Genomic DNA, 16,939 nt, shown 5'->3' with positions numbered 1-16,939 from the left:
CGACCTACCGGCTCAACGGGAGGCGGGTGGTTGCAACCGCTCAAGACAATATTGATCGCCGGCGGCGGCTCGGCCGGATGGATGACGGCGGCCCTGTGCTCGCGCCTGTTCCAGGGCCTCTACGAGATCGTGCTCGTCGAGTCCGAGGAGATCGGGACCGTCGGCGTGGGGGAGGCGACGATCCCCGCCATCAAGAAGTTCAACGAACTGCTCGGCCTCGACGAGGACGATTTCCTGCGCAAGACGCAGGGGTCGTTCAAGCTGGGCATCGAGTTCCGGAACTGGTGGCGCAAGGGCGAGAGCTACCTGCACGGCTTTGGCGTGCTGGGTCAGGATCTGGGCTGGTTGCGCGTCCACCAGTACTGGCTGCGCATGCGCGAGCTCGGTCGCGAGGGCGACTTCAACGCCTTGTCGATCAACAACGCCATGGCGCTGAGCGACAAGTTTATGCGGGCCCGCGCCGACATGGCCGAGTCCCCGATCGGCCACATCGCCCACGCCTTCCACTTCGACGCGGGCCTCTACGCCAAGCACCTGTCGACCTATGCCCAGGCGCGCGGCGTCAAGCGGCGCGAGGGCAAGATCGTCGACGTGACGCTGCGGTCCGACGACGGCTTCGTGCAGTCGGTGACCATGGACGACGGCGAGGTGATCACCGCCGACTTCTTCGTCGACTGCTCGGGCTTCCGCGGGCTGATCATCGAGCAGGCCCTGAAGTCCGGCTACGAGGACTGGACGCACTGGCTGCCCTGCGACAGGGCCATCGCCGTGCCGACCGAGCGCTCGGCGCACTTCACGCCCTATACCCGCTCGACCGCCCACGACGCCGGCTGGCAGTGGCGCATCCCGCTGCAGCACCGCACCGGTAACGGCCACGTCTACTCGTCCAAGCACATCGACGACGACGAGGCCGAGCGCGTCCTGTTGTCGAACCTGGACGGCGCCCAGCGGGCCAATCCGCTGCGCATCCGCTTCACGACCGGCAAGCGCCGGAAGATCTGGAACAAGAACTGCGTCTCGGTGGGCCTGGCCAGCGGCTTCATGGAGCCGCTGGAGTCGACCAGCCTGCATCTGATCCAGTCGGCGGTGATCCGCATGGTTCGCCTGCTGCCGGACGGCGGCTTCGACCCGGCCAACATCGACGAGTTCAATCGCCAGACTGACTTCGAATACGAGCGCATCCGCGACTTCATCATCCTGCACTACAAGGCCACCGAGCGCGACGACACCGCCTTCTGGCGCTATTGCCGCGACATGGAGGTCCCCGCCACGCTGCAGCGGAAGATGGACCTCTTCCGCGCCAACGGCCGGGTCTTCCGTGAGGACGACGAGCTCTTCACCGAAGAGAGCTGGATCCAGGTGTTCCTGGGCCAGGGCGTCGTGCCGCGAAGCTATGACCCGCTGGTGCGCGTCCACTCGGACGAGGCCATCGCCCGCCACCTCGGCGACATCGAGACGGTCATCGGCAAGTGCCTGAATGTCATGCCCAGCCACGCCGAGTTCGTGGCCCGGACATGCCAGGCGCCACCGCTGGCCGCGGCCCCCGTTCCAGCATCCTGAGACCATACGGAGTAACGTCATGACGACCGCCGCCCAGCCTGCATCCGCCTTGCGGATCCTGTGCCGGACTACCGCCGCCGTGGCGTTGCTTTCCCTCGCGCCCCTGCCTTTGGCCCTTGGGTCGGGCGCCGTCGCCGAGGTCATGCCGACAAAGGCCAGCGCCCCGCTGGCCCCGCGCGCCAACGATCCGGCCTGGGTCCGCGCCGACGCCCTGGTCAAGCAGATGACCCTGGACGAAAAGATCACGTATCTGCACGGGCTCTTCCCGCCGAACACCAAGCCGGCGCCGGCCGACATGATCCCCTCGGCGGGCTACGTGCCGGGCGTGCCGCGCCTGAAGATCCCGACGCTGCGGGAAAGCGACGCCAGCCTGGGCGTGGCCAACCAGGTCGAACAGCGCAAGGGCGACGTCGCCACGGCCCTGCCGTCGGGCCTGGCCCTGGCCTCGACCTTCGAGCCCAGGCTGGCCTTCGCCGGCGGCGCGATGATCGGCGCCGAGGCCCGCGCCAAGACCTTCAACGTCCTGCTGGCCGGCGGCGTCAACCTGACCCGCGACCCGTGGGCGGGCCGCAACTTCGAATATCTGGGCGAGGACCCGCTGTTGGCCGGTCAGATGGCGGGCGAACAGATCCGAGGCGTGCAGTCCAACCACATCGTCTCGACGATCAAGCACTTCGCCCTGAACGCCCAGGAGACCGGCCGCCACGTGATGGACGCCCAGATCGACGAGGCGGACCTGCGGGAGAGCGACCTCCTGGCCTTCCAGATCGCGATCGAGAAGAGCAACCCGGCCTCGGTCATGTGCGCCTACAACAAGGTCAATGGCGACTGGGCCTGCCAGAACGACTTCCTGCTGAACAAGGTGCTCAAGCGCGACTGGAACTATCCGGGCTTCGTGATGTCGGACTGGGGCGCGGTGCACAGCACGGTCAAGGCTGCATTGGCGGGCCTGGACCAGCAGTCGGGCCAGGAGCTGGATAGCCAGATCTTCTTCGGCGACGACCTGAAGGCCGCCGTAGCGAAGGGCGAGGTCAGCCCCGCGCGCCTGGACGACATGGTCCGCCGCATCCTGCACGGGGTGATCACCTCGGGCCTGATGGACGACCCGACCCCGACGACCGCCCAGCCGATCGACTACGACGCCCACGCCAAGGTCGCCCAGACCGTGGCCGAGCGTGGCTCGGTGCTGCTGAAGAACGACGGGAACCTGCTGCCCCTGGCCAAGAGCGCCAGGAAGATCGTGCTGATCGGCGCCCGTGCCGATGTGGGCGTCATTTCGGGCGGCGGCTCGTCGCAGGTGCGATCGGTCGGCGGCGCGCCAGTCGAGATCCCGCTGGACGGTGGCGAGGCCGCCTCGTTCGTCCGCGTCACCTGGCACGCCTCCTCGCCGCTGGAGGCCATCAAGGCCGCCGCGCCGGGCGCCGAGGTGATCTATGTCGACGGCAAGGATCCCGCCGCCGCGGCCGCCGCGGCCAAGGACGCCGACGTCGCCATCGTCTTCGCCTGGCACTGGCAGACCGAGGCTCAGGACGCGCCGTCGATCGTCCTGCCCGACAACCAGGACGCCCTGATCGACGCCGTCGCCGCCGCCAACAAGCGCTCCATCGTGGTGCTAGAGACCGGCGGGCCGGTGACCATGCCGTGGCTGGATCGCGTCAGCGCGGTTATGCAGGCCTGGTATCCCGGCCAGCGCGGCGGCCAGGCTATCGCCCGCCTGCTGTTCGGCGAGGTCAATCCATCGGGCCGACTGGCCATGACCTTCCCGAAGTCCGCCGACCAGGCCCCGCGCGCCAGCGCGCCGGGCTTCGCCGAGCAGGCCGCGATCGACGACGCCCGCCGCGCCGGCCAGAAGGCTGGTCCGATCAAGACCTTCGACGTGAAGTACGTCGAGGGCGCCGCCGTCGGCTATCGCTGGTACGCCCAGGAAAAGCGCCAGCCGCTCTATCCGTTCGGCTACGGTCTCTCGTACACGGCCTTCGCCTACAAGAACCTCAAGGTCGAGGACGCCGCCGGGCTGAAGGTAAGCTTCGACGTCACCAACACCGGCAAGGTGGCCGGCGCCGATACGCCGCAGCTCTACGTCACGGCCGGCAAGCGCAAGCCGATGGTCCGTCTGGCGGGCTTCGAGAAGGTCGACCTGGCGCCCGGCGAGACCCGGCGGGTAACCTTGACCGTCGAGCCGCGCCTCCTAGCCGACTACGACACCGCCAAGCCCGGCTGGACGCTCGCGGCAGGCCGCTACCCTCTGTATGTCGGTCGCCACGCCGGCGACGCCGCGCTGACCGGCGCGGCCAACCTGAAGGCCTGGTCGAGGAAGCCGTGATGCGCGTACTGCTCGCCAACGCCGTCGCCGCCGTCGCGCTGGTCGCGACGGCCCCCGCTGTCGCCGGGCCCAAGCTCCAGAGCTGGGTGACCACGGGCGACAAGAGCCAGTTGCTGACCGCGCAGCCGTCGTCCGGCGTCGTCACGGCCGGGGAACTCGCCGGCCTCCCGGTCGTGAACGTCGACGCCAAGGAGCGCCACCAGACCATCGTCGGCTTCGGCGGTGCGATCACCGACGCCTCGGCCTGGCTGATCCAGACCAAGCTGACGCCGACCCAGCGCGATCGGCTGCTGCGCGAGCTGTATGGGCGCGGGGAGGGCGGACTAGGCTTCAGCTTCACCCGCATCACCATCGGCGCTTCGGACTTCTCGCTGGACCACTACAGCCTGGACGAGGCCCCCGGCGGCGCGGCCGATCCGAAACTGGAGCACTTCTCGCTGAAGCGGCCTCAGGAATACGTCTTCCCGACAGTTCGGGCGGCGCTGAAGATCAATCCCGATCTCAAGGTCATGGCCTCGCCGTGGAGCGCCCCAGCCTGGATGAAGACCACCGGGGCGCTGGTGAAGGGCCAGCTGAAGCCCGAAGCCTACCCGGTCTATGCCGACTTCTTCGCGCGCTACGTCAAGGCGGCCCGCAAGGTCGGCGTGCCGACCGACTATCTCAGCATCCAGAACGAGCCGGACTTCGAGCCTGACAACTATCCGGGCATGCGTTGGCTGGCCAAGGACCGCGCCCGGTTCTTCGGCGAGCACCTGGCGCCGACCTTCGAGCGCGAGAAGATCGCGACCAAGGTCCTCGACTGGGACCATAACTGGGACAAACCCGAGCAGCCGACGACGGTGCTGGCCGATCCCAAGGCCAGGGCCTTCCTCGCGGGCGTCGCCTGGCACTGCTACGCCGGCGACGTCTCGGCCCAGCAGCCGGTGACCGACGCCAACCCTGACAAGGAGGTGTTCCTCACCGAATGCTCGGGCGGCGAATGGGCCCCGAAGTTCGACGACAGCTTCGCCTGGATGGTCGAGAACCTGATCATCGGCTCGGTGCGCGGCGGCTCACGCGGCGTCTTGATGTGGAACCTGGCGCTGGACGAGACCTTCGGTCCGCATAAGGGCGGCTGCAGCGACTGCCGGCCGTTCGTGACCATCGACAGCAAGACGGGCGCGATCACCCGCACCCAGGAATACTACGCCTTCGGTCACGCCAGCCGGTTCGTGAAGCCCGGCGCTGTGCGGATCGGCTCGCCGGCCAAGGTCGGCGACCTGCGCACGGTGGCGTTCCAGAATCGCGACGGCGGCCGTGTCCTGATCGTGTTGAACGTGGGTAAAGAGCCTGCGGCCTTCGCGATCACGGAAGGCGGGCGTCGGTTCAAGGCTTCGTTGCCGGCGCGGGCGGCGGGCACCTTCACCTGGTGATCGGTCGGGAGGCTTAGGTCTCCCAGCCCCAGCCCAGGCGGCGGCTGATGGCGTTAGCCGCCTCGACGACCTCGCGCTCGGCCAGCGCCATCCGATCCTCGGGCATGTACTGCGGGATGCTCGACAGGCTGACCGCCGCCACGATCGCACCGCTGGCGTCGCGGATCGGCGCGGCCACGCAACGGATGCAGTCGCCGGCCTCGTCGAAGTGCCAGGCCGCGCCGATCGCCTTGGCCGCCGGTTGCGGCTCGTCGGGGAAATAGGCGGTCCAGCTTTCGGTCGACGCGTCCAGCATCAGCGCCCGGCCCAGCGCCGTCGTGCTGATCCGGTTGCGGTCGCCGACCTGGTGGCGCACGGCCACCCGACGGCGGCTGGGCGAGCGCGCGATGTAGACGACATGATCCCCATCGGGAACGCCCAGGTTCGAGGCGTCTTCCATGGTCTGACTGAGCCCGTCGAGGACGGGTTGGGCGACCGCGGCCAGGCTGGTGGATTCACGCGCCTGGAAGCCCAGGTCCATCAGCTTGGGGCCCAGGCGATAGCCCTTGCGGGCGTCGTGGGTCAGCAGCCGGCGATCGACCAGCGCCGAAGCCAGGCGGTGCGCGGTGCTACGAGTCAGGCCCAGGCGTCGTTCCAGCTCGGTCAGGGCGACCGGACCGCCGCGCGCGGCGTCCAGGATGTCCAGCGCACGGAGCAAGGTCTGGCTGACCCGTTCGGCCTTATCGGGCGTGTCAGTGGGCATGAACATGGCGGGCGCTCTGATCCAGCTTGTAGGCTTTCTTAGGCAGGTTGTACGTCAGGTCGACGATGAGGTCCTCGGCTTCGTTGAGGTCCATGCGGTGCTCGGCGACCATGCGGGCCAGGAAGGCGCTGTCGACGCGTCGGGCGACGTCGTGGCGGGCCGGGATGGACAGGAAGGCGCGGGTGTCGTCGTTGAAGCCGACGGTGTTGTAGAAGCCGGCGGTCTCGGTGACCTGCTCGCGGAAGCGCATCATGCCTTCGGGGCTGTCGTGGAACCACCAGGATGGGCCCAGCTTCAGCACTGGATAGTGGCCGGCCAGCGGGGCCAGTTCGCGGCTGTAGGTGGTCTCGTCCAGGGTGAACAGGATCACCGACAGGCGCGGATCGTTGCCCAGCCGGGTCAGCAGGGGCTTCAGCGCATCGACATATTCGGTGCGCATCGGGATGTCGGCGCCCTTGTCGCGGCCGTGAGTGCCCAGCAGGCCGACATTGTGGTTGCGGTGCGAGCCGGGGTGGATCTGCATGACCAGCCCATCGTCCAGGCTCATCTTGGCCATCTCGGTCAGCATCTGGGCGCGGAAGAGCTCGGCCTTCTGCGGCGTCACATTGCCCTTCACCAGATCCTGGAACAGGGCCTCGGCTTCGACGTCGGAGAGGTCGGCGGTGGCCGCCGTCGGGTGGCCGTGGTCCGAAGACGTCGCCCCGGCCTCGATGAAGGCCGCCCGGCGCAGGCGGTGAGCCTCCAGGTAGGACTTCCAGCTATAGACGTCCTGGCCCGAGACCTCGGCGAAGCGCTCGAAGGCGCGCGGGCTGCGCTCGTCCTCGAAGTCGATGACCGCGTCGGGGCGGTAGGCGGTGATCACATGGCCGCCCCAGCCGCTCTCGCGGATGGCCTGGTGGTGCTTGAGGCTCTCGTGCGGGCCCTCGGTGGTGGCCAGGGTCTCGATGTTGAAGCGGTCGAACAGGGCCCGGGGCCGATAGGCGTCGGTGGCCAGGGCGGCGTTGATGCCGTCGAAATAGGCGTCGGCCGTGGTTTCGTCGAGGAACTCGGTGAAGCCGAACACCTGGCTGAACACGTGGTTCAGCCAGATCCACGAGGGCGTGCCGCGGAAGAGGTGGAAGTTCGACGCGAACAGCTTCCAGGCCGCGCGGGGATCGGTGGCCGGAACCCCGGCCTTGGAGCGCACCTTCAGGGCGTCCAGGGAGATGCCCTGGCTGTAGAGCATGCGGAAGAGATAGTGGTCCGGAGCCAGCAGCAGGTCGGTGGCGTCCTGGAACGGTTCGTTGGTCGCGAACCAGGAAGGATCGGTGTGGCCGTGCGGGCTGATGATCGGCAGGTCCTTGACCAGCCCATAAAGCCCCCGCGCGTACGACCGCGTCGTCGCATCCGCCGGGAACAGCCGATCTTCATGGAAATTCAGTGGCCTGGGCATGGCTACGCGTCACTCGGTCAAAAAGCGCGGTCGGCGCGGAACGCCGACCGCCAGGAGGTGGCGGTTGACGGCGGGTCGATCAACCCGCCTTGTCTCGGAAAACGGATCAAAATCACGGCGTGACCTTCACCCAGTCGAAATCGGCATAGCCCTGCCGCGACTTCGTCGGATCGCCATAGGTGAACAGCGCCGGTCGCGCGCCCTTCCACCAGCTGAATCGCAACGGCGCGGCCGCGCCCAGCTCGACGAAGCTCTCGCCGCCATCGAGGCTGTAGGCGTAGCGCGCGGTCTGGTCGGAGACCGAGACGCGGAGGTCGATGGTCCTGGTCTTCAGCGGCGGTCCGAGAACCTCGGCGCCTGAATAGGACTGAACCACCCGCAACGCGCCCTCGCGCCGTGCGACGCCGATCCAGCTGAGCCCCTGGCCGAACATCGACAGCCCGGCGCGCTGCCCCTCGGCGACGCCGGTCGCGTCGAGCCGGGTCGTGACGACGGCATGCTCACTCTGCAGGACCTGGGTCAGGGTGTTGCGGGCGCTGACCAGGTTCGGAGCAGGCGCGGCCGTCAGGCGCAAGAAGCCCGGGCGCTGCCTCAGGCTCCAGCGCTTGTTGTCGGGATTGTGATTCCACTCCCACTGCGGGCCCAGCGCCTTGGCGGAGAAGTCGTCCGAAGTCTGGGGCTTCACCGCCGGGAAGCGGCCACCGACGTCGGGCGCGGCGTGCTGCATGACCGGCCAACCGCTGGTCCCGTCGCCGACCGGCGGGGGCTGACCCATGAACGGCCAGCCGTCCTTCCAGGTCACCGGCTGCAGGTGGACGATGCGGCCGTAGGCGCCCTTGCTGTTGAAGTGGACGAACCAGCCCTGGCCGGAGGGGGTCTCGACCCAGCCGCCCTGATGCGGCCCGTTCAGCCCGTTGCCGGGGATCAGCACGGCGCGATGCTCGTACGGTCCCCAGATGGTCTTCGAGCGCAGCACGGTCTGGGGGCCGGTCTCGACGCCGCCGGTCGGGGCGAAGATGTAGTACCAGCCGTCGCGCTTGTAGAGTTTGGGGCCTTCGAGAACCGGCAGAGCCTTGGCGTCCTCGGCGATCACGGTTCCGGCGTCCAGCACCGACTTGCCGTCCGGCGCCATGCGGTGCAGCACCAGCGGGCCGGCGCCGACCTTGCCGTGGACCAGATAGGCTTGGCCATCATCATCCCAGAACGGGCAGGGGTCCTCGTAACCGGGGCCGGCGATCACCGCGACCGGCGCGCTCCAAGGCCCCTCCGGCTTCTCGGCCGTGGCCATGAAGATCCCCTCGTAGGGGGTGGCGAAATAGACGTAGAAGCGGCCGTCGTGATGACGGATCGACGGCGCCCAGACGCCGCCGGCGTAGCGCTGTCCCACGGTCCGCTGGTCGCGCGGCATCCGCGCGCCGGTATCGTCAGTCGGAACCGGGCCGGGCAGGTCGTATTCCGGCGCGAACGGCAGGCGCGGCAGCACATGGCCCAGGATCGTCCAGTGGACTAGGTCCCTGGACTCCAGGACCGGCAGCCCCGGCGAGAAGTGGAAGGTCGAGGCGACCAGGTAGTAGCGGTCCCCGACGCGGATCACGTCAGGATCAGAATAGTCCGCGTGCAAGATCGGATTGCGATAGGTCGGCGTCGGTTCGGCGAAGGCCGCGAGCGGCAGGAACGCCAGGGCGGTGATCCAGGCCGGCAGGGATCTCGATCGCATCACGAACTCCAGGCTAGACGAAGGTCCGGGCGCGCGTGGAGCGGCGGGAGGTCCGCATCCACGCGCGCCGGCGCCAGGGAGGGCGGCGGGGCAGGCCGGCCGATACGCGCCGGGTCCCCGCACAAGCGCAAGCGCCCTTCCTCGACGATCTCTAGAACCTCAGGCGACCGCCCAGGAACATGGTGGTTCCCAGGACATCGTAGGTCGCCGCGTAGGTGTTGGCCCCCGGCGCCGCGCTGCCGACGATCGGCGGATCCCGATCGAAGATGTTCTGGGCTCCGCCATAGACCTGCACGCCGTTGCTCAGGTCATAGCTGAACGACAGGTCGAAGTAGTTCTGGGCCGGCAGCTTCGGATTGGTCAGGGTGGCCAGGTCGGGGACCGTGTTGCCCAGCCGCTTGGGCAGCAAGTACTTGTCGGTCGTCACCGCACCGATGAAGCGGTGCTTGACGCTCAGGCTGAGCGGCCCCGTGCGCCAGGTGATCCGCGTGCCGCCCTTCCATTCGGGGATCGGCTGGCCGCAGGTCGTGCCGAACGCGCCGACGCAGTAGTTCTTGATGTTCGGGAAGGCCTGGACGGGCGTCGAGGTGAATTCGTCGGTCCAGGTCCAGTTGGTCGAGATGTCGAAGGCGCTGTCATCCGGCAGCCAGCCGAAGTCGGTCTTGAACCGATAGTTGGCGGCGAAGTCGACGCCGGCCGTCTTCAGGCCGCCGGTGTTGGCGTTGGTGACGGTCGCATAGTAGGGCGGGGCGATTTCGCCGGTCACGGGATTGCGCTTGATGGCCTGGCAGAACTCGCTGCTGGCGCTCTGCACGATGTAGTAGCAGAGGTTCAGGGTGTTGTTCAGGCCGCCGCCCAGCTGCGAGATCGCACCGGTCAGGTCGATGTTGAAGTAGTCGACGCTGACCGCCAAGCCCGGAACTGCGCGGGGCGTCAGGACCACGCCGACCGTGTAGGTGTCCGACTCCTCGATGCCGACATTGGGATTGCCGCCCGACAGGTTGCCGATGATGGTATTGGACTGCACGCCCGCGCTGAACACCTGGGCGGCCGGCACGCCGGTGGCCTCGCAGACGGCGCGGACGGCGGCGGTCTGCTGGGCGGTCGGCGCGCGGCTCGAACAGGGGTCGGTGGCCGCGTCGAAGCTCTGGGCCAGGCCGCCGTACAGCTCGCCGACGTTGGGCGCGCGGATGGCGTGCTGGAACTGGCCGCGGAAGTTGACGTCCGAGGTCACGGCCCAGGCGCCGCCGACCGAATACGTCCAGACCCCGCCGACGCCCTTCAGATTGTAGTCCGAATAGCGGAAGGCGCCGTTGGCGGTCAGGTTCTTGATGAACGGCAGGTCGGCCAGGATCGGCGCGCGGATCTCGCCATAGACCTCCTTAACGATCGTGCTGCCGCCGGTCGGCAGGCCGGGATTGAAGCCGACCACGTCGCCCGAGCGCAGGAACTCGTCGGGGATGTACTTGGCCGCGTTGTAGCGCCACTCCAGGCCGGCCGAGAAGTCGACCGGGCCGGCCGGCAGGCTGAAGGCCTCGCCCGACAGGTTGGCCGCGGCGACCTGCTGCTTGGCCTCGGTGATGTTGGTGGCCCCGATGGCGATGGCCTGGACGCCGGCGGCCGAGATGTTCGGGCCGAAGACGTTCAGCACCGGCGCCGCGCCGCCCACCGACAGCAGGTTGGCCTGGAAGCGGCTGCGGGAGACGTTGCCGTCCTGGTGGTCAGTCTCGGAGGTGCGGGCGAAGGTATAGTAGGCGTCGTACTTCAGGTCGCGCAGGAAGCTTTCGGACACGTCGCCCAGGTCCCCCCGGAAGCCGGCCGCGAAGCGGAAGACGTTACGCTCGGCGTTGTTGCGGCGCAGACCGACCTCGCGCAGGCGGCGGCCGACATTGATCACCGCCAGGCCGTCGCCGGCCACCGTGGTGCGGGTCGCCGTGCCGGTCGTCACCGTCGTCGTCCCCGTCTCCTTCAGGTCCAGCTGGCGCAGGACCTCCTGCATCGGCGCGCTGAGGTAGGGGTTGTTGACGTTGAACAGGAACGGCCCGTTGATGTTGGTCGGGGCCAGCTGCATGTCGACGACGTTGTTGCTATAGTGCGCCTCGACGTAGCCGGTGACCTTGCTGTTGAAGTCGTAGTGGCCCATCGCGTTCAGCATCCAGCGCTTCTGCGGGATGATGAGGTAGTTGTCCGGACTCAGGTTGAAGTCGTCCTGCGGGGTGAGGGCAGGGCGGGCCGTCGTCCCGGTGTCGTTGAAGGTGAAGCCGCGCGAGCCCATGCCGCCCAGGCCGGCGGCAACCAACGCCGCGTCCAGGGCCGGGTTCGAGGTCGACGAGCCGACCAGCGGCACGCCGGTGAAGCGGCCGTTGGGGATGTCGCCGCTGCCGCCCGCGATCAGGCCCTGGCGACCGCCAGCCTGGGCGCAGGTCTGGCCCGACGGCGGCGAAAACGGCGTGCCGGCCTTGCTCTTGCTGAACGAGGCCGCGGTGACGCAGCCGTCCGACAGCGAGTCATAGGCCCAGTTCCCACGCATCCGCCGCGAGATGGCGCCGCGGTCCAGATAGTTCACCGAGACGACCGCGTTGCCCTTGCCGTCGGCGAAGTTGCCGCCGACGGTCAGGTCGATGTTATGGGTCCGCGTGGTGGTGTGGCTGTCCCAGTTCTCCTGGACGTTCAGCTCGACGCCCTCGAAGTCCTGGCGCAGGACGAAGTTGACCACGCCTGTGATGGCGTCCGAGCCGTAGACCGCCGACGAGCCGCCGGTCACCACTTCCGTCTGGCGGATCAGCGAGGCGGGGATGGTGTTGATGTCGGTCGTCTGGTCCGCGCCGGCGATGGCGAAGCGACGACCGTTGACCAGCACCAGGTTCCGCTGCGCCCCGAAGCCGCGCAGGTTCAGCGTGGCCGTGCCGCCCGGGACGGTGTTGGCCGTCGGGCCGTTGTTCTGCGAGCCGATGAACTGGGGCGCGTTGTTCAGCACCTGCTCGACATTGACGGCGCCCGACTGCTTGAACTCCTCGGCGTCGACGACCGAGACCGGCGTCGGCGCGCTGAAGCCTCGCGAAGCCAGGCGCGAGCCGGTGACCACGATGGTCTCGACCTCGGCGCCATCACTGGTCGTCGGCGCGGTTTGGGCTTGTGCCAGCGCTGGCAAAAGCAAGGAAACGGCGAGCGCGATAGGCGAGGCCGCGGTCAGATAAAGTTTGTTGCTCATTGAAATCCCTCCTGCGACGGCTCTTGATGGCCGTCCTTTGCTGATCCCGTCGGCCTGATGGCCGGTCAGAATGTCTGTGTGACGGTCCCATCGAAGCGCCTGTCCTCGAGCCATCGGCCGCCGAAGCTGCGGAAGCCGGTGACCTGGTCCAAGGCGAAGTTCGCGCCTCCGTTCGCCCCGCGCGGCAGGCGCAGGCGGAAGAGGTCGATGTCGGTGACGTCGCGCATCCAGAAGGCCGGGCGCGCGTCGGGCGCTTCCACGGCGATCTCGACATTGCTCATCTCGATATTGCGGGCGTGCCGGATAAAGAAGCCGTTGGCCGGCAGGTCGCCGAACATGTCCGGGTCCGGATAAGCCTTGTCGGCCTCGGGCGGATCGCGCCGGGCCAGCTCGGCCGAGCCGCCGCCCTGCTGGTGGAAGTAGACGTCGCTGATCTTGATGTCCTCGACCGGATGGCCGGCCACGCCGGCGATGATCGAGGGCCAGGGCTTGGCGCCATGGCTGACGATGTTCTGGATCGTCACCCGCCGCAGCTTGCCGATCTCCGCGCCCGCCGGGCCGCGCATGCGGCTGCCCAGGCGCAGGAACAGGGGCGGGAAGCGCAGGCCCCGCATGGCGATGTTGCTGATGGCGATGTCCTCGGTGAGGGCGCCGTCCATCGTCTCCAGGGCCAGGCCGTAGCAGTTGTCGAACACGCAGTTGGTGATGGTGATGTTCTTGAAGCCGCCGTTCGACTCCGTGCCCAGCTTGATGCGGCCATAGCCAGAGAACGTCGGCGGCATGCGCTTCCACGTGCCGTCGATCACCGAGCCCATCTCGAAGTCGCCGGTCAGGAAGCAGTCCGAGATGGTCAGGTTCTCGGTCGGACGGGCATAGCCCAGCGCGAACGAGCTCTTCGGGCAGATGCCGTCGTCCCACGGCGAGTTGATCGTGCAGTTGGTGACGCGGACGTTGCGGCAGCAGTCGATGTCCAGACCGTCGCGGTTGGTGTCGACGACCAGATTGTCGATGGTCATGTTGTCGACGCCGGTGGCCAGCAGGGCGAACCAGCCGCCCTGCAGCACCTTGAAGTCGCGCAGCAGCACGTTGCGGCAGTTCTTCAGGGCGATGGCCTTGTCGCCGACGCCGGGACCGCTGACGTCGGGCGGATCGGTGTCGAAGCGGTGGCCCCGGCTCAGGCCCTTGCCCCAGATCAGGCCCTGGCCGACGATCGCGATGTCGTGCAGCCCCTCGCCGTAGATCAGGCTGTTGGCCCAGTGGCTGTGGCCGTAGTCCTGGAACTTGTTGGTCGCCGCGCCTTCGTCCGGACTGTCGTAGCCAGGGCCGCCCGGCGGCGTGTCGGCCGCCAGCAGCACCGCGCCGACGTCCAGCAGCAGGGTGACCTTGCTCTTCAGGCGCAGGGTATAGCTGGCATAGGTTCCCGGCGGGAAATAGACCGTGCCGCCGCCATGCGACGCGGCCGCCGCGATGGCCTTGTTGATGGCCGTCGTGTCGATCCGCGCGCCGTCGCCGACGGCGCCGTAGTCGCGGATGTTGAACCAGTGGTCGGTGGGGGAGGTCGGCTTCGGCGGCGCGGCCGTCGCCAGGTTCGGCGTCAGGGCGCCGGCTCCAACCAGGCCCGCCAGCACCATGCCTCTACGATCAAATCTCATCCTGGCGCTCCCCAAACCCGTCTGCCGCAGGCCGTTGAGCGAGAGAAAAGCGCCGCACCCAGGGTGGAGTCAATGACAAATGGTAGCGGTAGCATCAAAAATGCCAGCGCTGGCAGACGATTTGCCAACGCTAGCAATCATACAAATGCCGTTGTATGCCACATGCTGGGAACAGGGAGGTTTCGCGTTGGGACGAGGGGAGTTTGGCGCGGTGCTGTCCGTGACAATCGACGATGTCGCGCTGGCGGCGGGCGTGTCGATTCGCACCGTCTCCCGCGTCCTCAACGAGTCGCCCCATGTCGGCGCAGAGACCCGCAAGACCGTGCTCGAGACCATCGAGCGCCTCGGCTACAGCCCCAGCACCCGGGCGCGGGCCCTGGCTTCGGGCCGGTCGTTCCTGATCGCCATGGTCCAGGACGATCCCAACGCCCACGTGATCGGCGCTCTGCAGCGCGGCATCGTCGAGGCCTGTTCCTCGCACGGCTACGAGCTGGTCGTCCGCCCGGTGCATTTCGCCAATCCGGACATCGCGTCCGACATCGAGAACTTCGTCCGGCGCTCGCGCGTGGACGGGCTGATCGTCTTGCCGCCGACGTCCGAGATCGCCGCCATTCCCGAGCGGCTGACGCGCCTGGGCGTGCCATCGGTCGGGATCGCGTCGGTGTCGCTGCCCGAATATCCCTGCATGCTGGTCAGCAACGAACGGGGCGCGACGCGAGCCCTGGGCCAGCACTTGCTGGAACTGGGTCATCGTCGGATCGCCATGATCGAAGGTCCGGCGCATTTCCGGTCGGCCCAGGAACGCAAGGCCGGCTTTCTCGAAGGCATCGGCGGGAGCATGCCAGAAGCCTACCGGCGCGAGGGAGACTACGGTTTCGACAGCGGCGCGGCCGCGGCCGAAGCGCTGCTGTCGCTGGATCAGCCGCCGACGGCGATCTTCGCCGCCAACGACATCATGGCCGCCGCCGTGGCCAAGATCGCCCGCGAACGCGGCGTGTCCGTTCCGGGCCAGCTTTCACTGGCTGGCTTCGACGGCAGCGACATCGCCTCGATGATCACCCCGGCGCTGACGACCATCCGGCGACCGCTGGTCGACATGGCTCAGGCCGTGACCGAACGGCTGCTGGACATGATCAGCGGCGCGCGGGCGAGCTGGCCACACGAGCGCATCGACCTGACGCTGGTCCACGGCAAGTCGGTCGGCCCCGCCATGGACGACCCCCGCAAGAATGGCCGGTGACTAATTCCGCTATAGTGAGCTCTCGTTGCGCGCCAAGGTCGCCCTAGCATTCGGGCGCTTCTGAGGAACGTGATGGCCAGAACAGCCTCGGCGCCGGCCCTGTCGCCCCCTAAGGCCTGGCTGAACTGTCACAAACCCATGCTAGGCGCCGAGGCATGCCGCCGTGGCCTCCAAGTCCCGTCGCCCCCGTGGGCCAGAAAAAGCTCCGATGAGCGACCTGGCCAGCCTGCGCGCGCAGCGGCGCGATCTCTATCAGTTCATCGTCCGTCGAACGCGCGATCCGGCGGCCGCCGAGGATCTGGTGCAGGAAACCTTCGAGCGGCTGCTGGCCTACGAGCAGGCGAAGACCATCGTCGATCGCGCGGCTCTGGGCTATCGCATCGCGTTGAATCTGGTGCGCGACCATTTCCGCCGCGCGAGCCGGCGACCAGCCCAGGCGCTGAACGACGACATTCCCTGCCAAGCCCCCGCGCCGGAGCAGATTCTGATGCATCGCCAGAAGGTCGAGGTCTTCGGCAAGGCGCTTGACGCCATGCCGCCGTTGCGTCGCGACGTCTTCATCCGCCGCCGGCTGCACGGCCACTCGCCGCGCCAGATCGCCGAGGATCTCAGTCTCAGCGAGGCGGCGATCGAAAAGCACGTGGCGCGAGCGCTGGAGCAATTGCATCGTGAGATCGCGCGGGCCGAGCGGCGCGTCGGAGGAGGGCGCCGATGAGCCGCGCCCGCCAGCAAGCCGCCCTCTGGGCCGCCCGGCGCCTGGACGCCGCCGACCGTGACGACGCGGCCTTCGAGACCTGGAAATCGGCCGACCCGACACACGCCCAAGCCTTCGATCAGGTCTGGCGCGCCAGCCAGGATCCGGCCCTGGCCGAGGCGATGCGCCTGAGCGAGCAACGGCGCGGCGTCGCGCGCGGCGTCGGGCGTTGGGTGGCGCTCGCCGGCGGTATCGTGGCCTGCGGCCTGGCCGCCTTCGCCGTCTGGCCGCAAGCGCAACTGATGACCGTCACGCCGGTCGTGCTGCAAACGGCGCCGGGCCAGCAGCGTGTCGCGACCCTGGCCGATGGCACGCGGGTCACCTTGGACGGCGCCACGCGCCTGGACGTGCGCCTGGGAACCCGGCGCCGGCAGGTGGAGCTTGTGCGCGGCGAGGCCTTCTTCGACGTCGCCCACGACACGGGACGGCCGTTCACCGTCAAGGCGCCCGAGGGATCGGCCCGCGTGCTGGGCACCGCCTTCGACCTCGAGCGCGGCGATGGCCGCCTGGAGCTTTCGGTGCGACGCGGCCGCGTACGGCTGGCCCCGACGGGGCTGATCCATCGCACCGCCGAGCTGACGATGGGTCAGCGCGCCTTCGCCAAGGAGGGCCGGTTGTCGGCGGTTCGCGCGTTCGACCTCCACGCCGACGACTGGCGCTCGGGATGGCTGGAGACAGATGGAGTGACCCTGGCGCGGCTGGTCGAGCGCCTGAACCGCGCGTCGGCCACGCCGATCAAGATCGCCGATCCGAGCTTGGGTCGTCAGCGGGTGGTGGGCCGTTTCCGCCTCGACGAGCCGCAGGCCCTGGTGCGCAATCTGGCCCTGATGCACGGCTTCACGGTTCGTCAGACGCCGGACGGTCTGGTGCTGTCGCGCTGAGCACGTCGCGGAAAC

11 protein-coding genes are annotated in these 16,939 nt (G+C 68.4%); 6 read left to right on the top strand and 5 right to left on the bottom strand.

Features of this window, described 5'->3' with window-relative positions; genetic code table 11:
- Positions 1-30: 30 nt before the first annotated feature.
- Genes MZV50_RS13390 through MZV50_RS13380 form a run of 3 tightly spaced genes read left to right on the top strand, consistent with a single transcriptional unit; the run spans position 31 to position 5,295 of the window.
- A complete protein-coding gene (locus MZV50_RS13390) occupies positions 31-1,560 on the top strand; it encodes a tryptophan halogenase family protein (protein WP_252629678.1) in 1,530 nt (509 codons plus the stop codon).
- A gap of 19 nt (positions 1,561-1,579) precedes the next feature.
- Positions 1,580-3,883 (top strand): beta-glucosidase, encoded by a 2,304-nt coding sequence (locus MZV50_RS13385; RefSeq protein ID WP_252635150.1) that lies wholly within the window; start codon positions 1,580-1,582, stop codon positions 3,881-3,883.
- Entirely contained in the window at positions 3,883-5,295 is a 1,413-nt protein-coding gene (locus MZV50_RS13380) for a glycoside hydrolase family 30 protein (protein WP_252635149.1), read from the top strand. The genes MZV50_RS13385 and MZV50_RS13380 overlap by 1 nt, the downstream gene beginning before the upstream one ends.
- Positions 5,296-5,308: 13 nt before the next feature.
- On the opposite strand, the gene MZV50_RS13375 is transcribed toward MZV50_RS13380, so the two are convergent.
- From MZV50_RS13375 to MZV50_RS13355, 5 genes are all read right to left on the bottom strand, one after another.
- Positions 5,309-6,043, bottom strand: a complete 735-nt coding sequence (locus MZV50_RS13375; protein ID WP_252635148.1) for an IclR family transcriptional regulator — start codon at positions 6,041-6,043, stop codon at positions 5,309-5,311.
- Positions 6,027-7,469 carry a glucuronate isomerase gene (gene uxaC / locus MZV50_RS13370; protein WP_252635147.1) on the bottom strand — a complete coding sequence of 481 codons (1,443 nt, stop codon included), beginning with the start codon at positions 7,467-7,469 and terminating at the stop codon, positions 6,027-6,029. The genes MZV50_RS13375 and uxaC overlap by 17 nt, the downstream gene beginning before the upstream one ends.
- A 112-nt stretch (positions 7,470-7,581) precedes the next feature.
- Entirely contained in the window at positions 7,582-9,186 is a 1,605-nt protein-coding gene (locus tag MZV50_RS13365) for a glycoside hydrolase family 43 protein (protein WP_252635146.1), read from the bottom strand.
- A gap of 151 nt (positions 9,187-9,337) precedes the next feature.
- A complete protein-coding gene (locus tag MZV50_RS13360; protein WP_252635145.1) occupies positions 9,338-12,397 on the bottom strand; it encodes a TonB-dependent receptor domain-containing protein in 3,060 nt (1,019 codons plus the stop codon).
- 65 nt (positions 12,398-12,462) lie between these two features.
- The gene (locus MZV50_RS13355) at positions 12,463-14,049 is read right to left on the bottom strand and encodes a rhamnogalacturonidase (protein ID WP_252635144.1); all 1,587 of its coding nucleotides are present in this window, start codon (positions 14,047-14,049) and stop codon (positions 12,463-12,465) included.
- A gap of 211 nt (positions 14,050-14,260) precedes the next feature.
- On the opposite strand from MZV50_RS13355, the gene MZV50_RS13350 reads away from it, so the two are divergent.
- The 3 genes from MZV50_RS13350 (at position 14,261) to MZV50_RS13340 (ending at position 16,924) form a co-directional block, all read left to right on the top strand.
- On the top strand, positions 14,261-15,289 hold the full coding sequence (locus tag MZV50_RS13350; RefSeq protein WP_252635143.1) for a LacI family DNA-binding transcriptional regulator: 1,029 nt from the start codon (positions 14,261-14,263) through the stop codon (positions 15,287-15,289).
- Positions 15,290-15,497: 208 nt separating this feature from the next.
- Complete coding sequence (locus MZV50_RS13345) at positions 15,498-16,004, top strand: RNA polymerase sigma factor (protein ID WP_252635142.1); 507 nt, start codon at positions 15,498-15,500, stop codon at positions 16,002-16,004.
- Positions 16,001-16,924, top strand: coding sequence for a FecR family protein (locus MZV50_RS13340; RefSeq protein WP_252635141.1), 924 nt, complete (start codon positions 16,001-16,003; stop codon positions 16,922-16,924). The genes MZV50_RS13345 and MZV50_RS13340 overlap by 4 nt, the downstream gene beginning before the upstream one ends.
- Positions 16,925-16,939: the final 15 nt, after the last annotated feature.

The organism is Caulobacter segnis, assembly GCF_023935105.1.
Lineage (GTDB): Bacteria > Pseudomonadota > Alphaproteobacteria > Caulobacterales > Caulobacteraceae > Caulobacter > Caulobacter segnis_B.
This window is presented reverse-complemented; position numbering and strand designations above follow the sequence as displayed.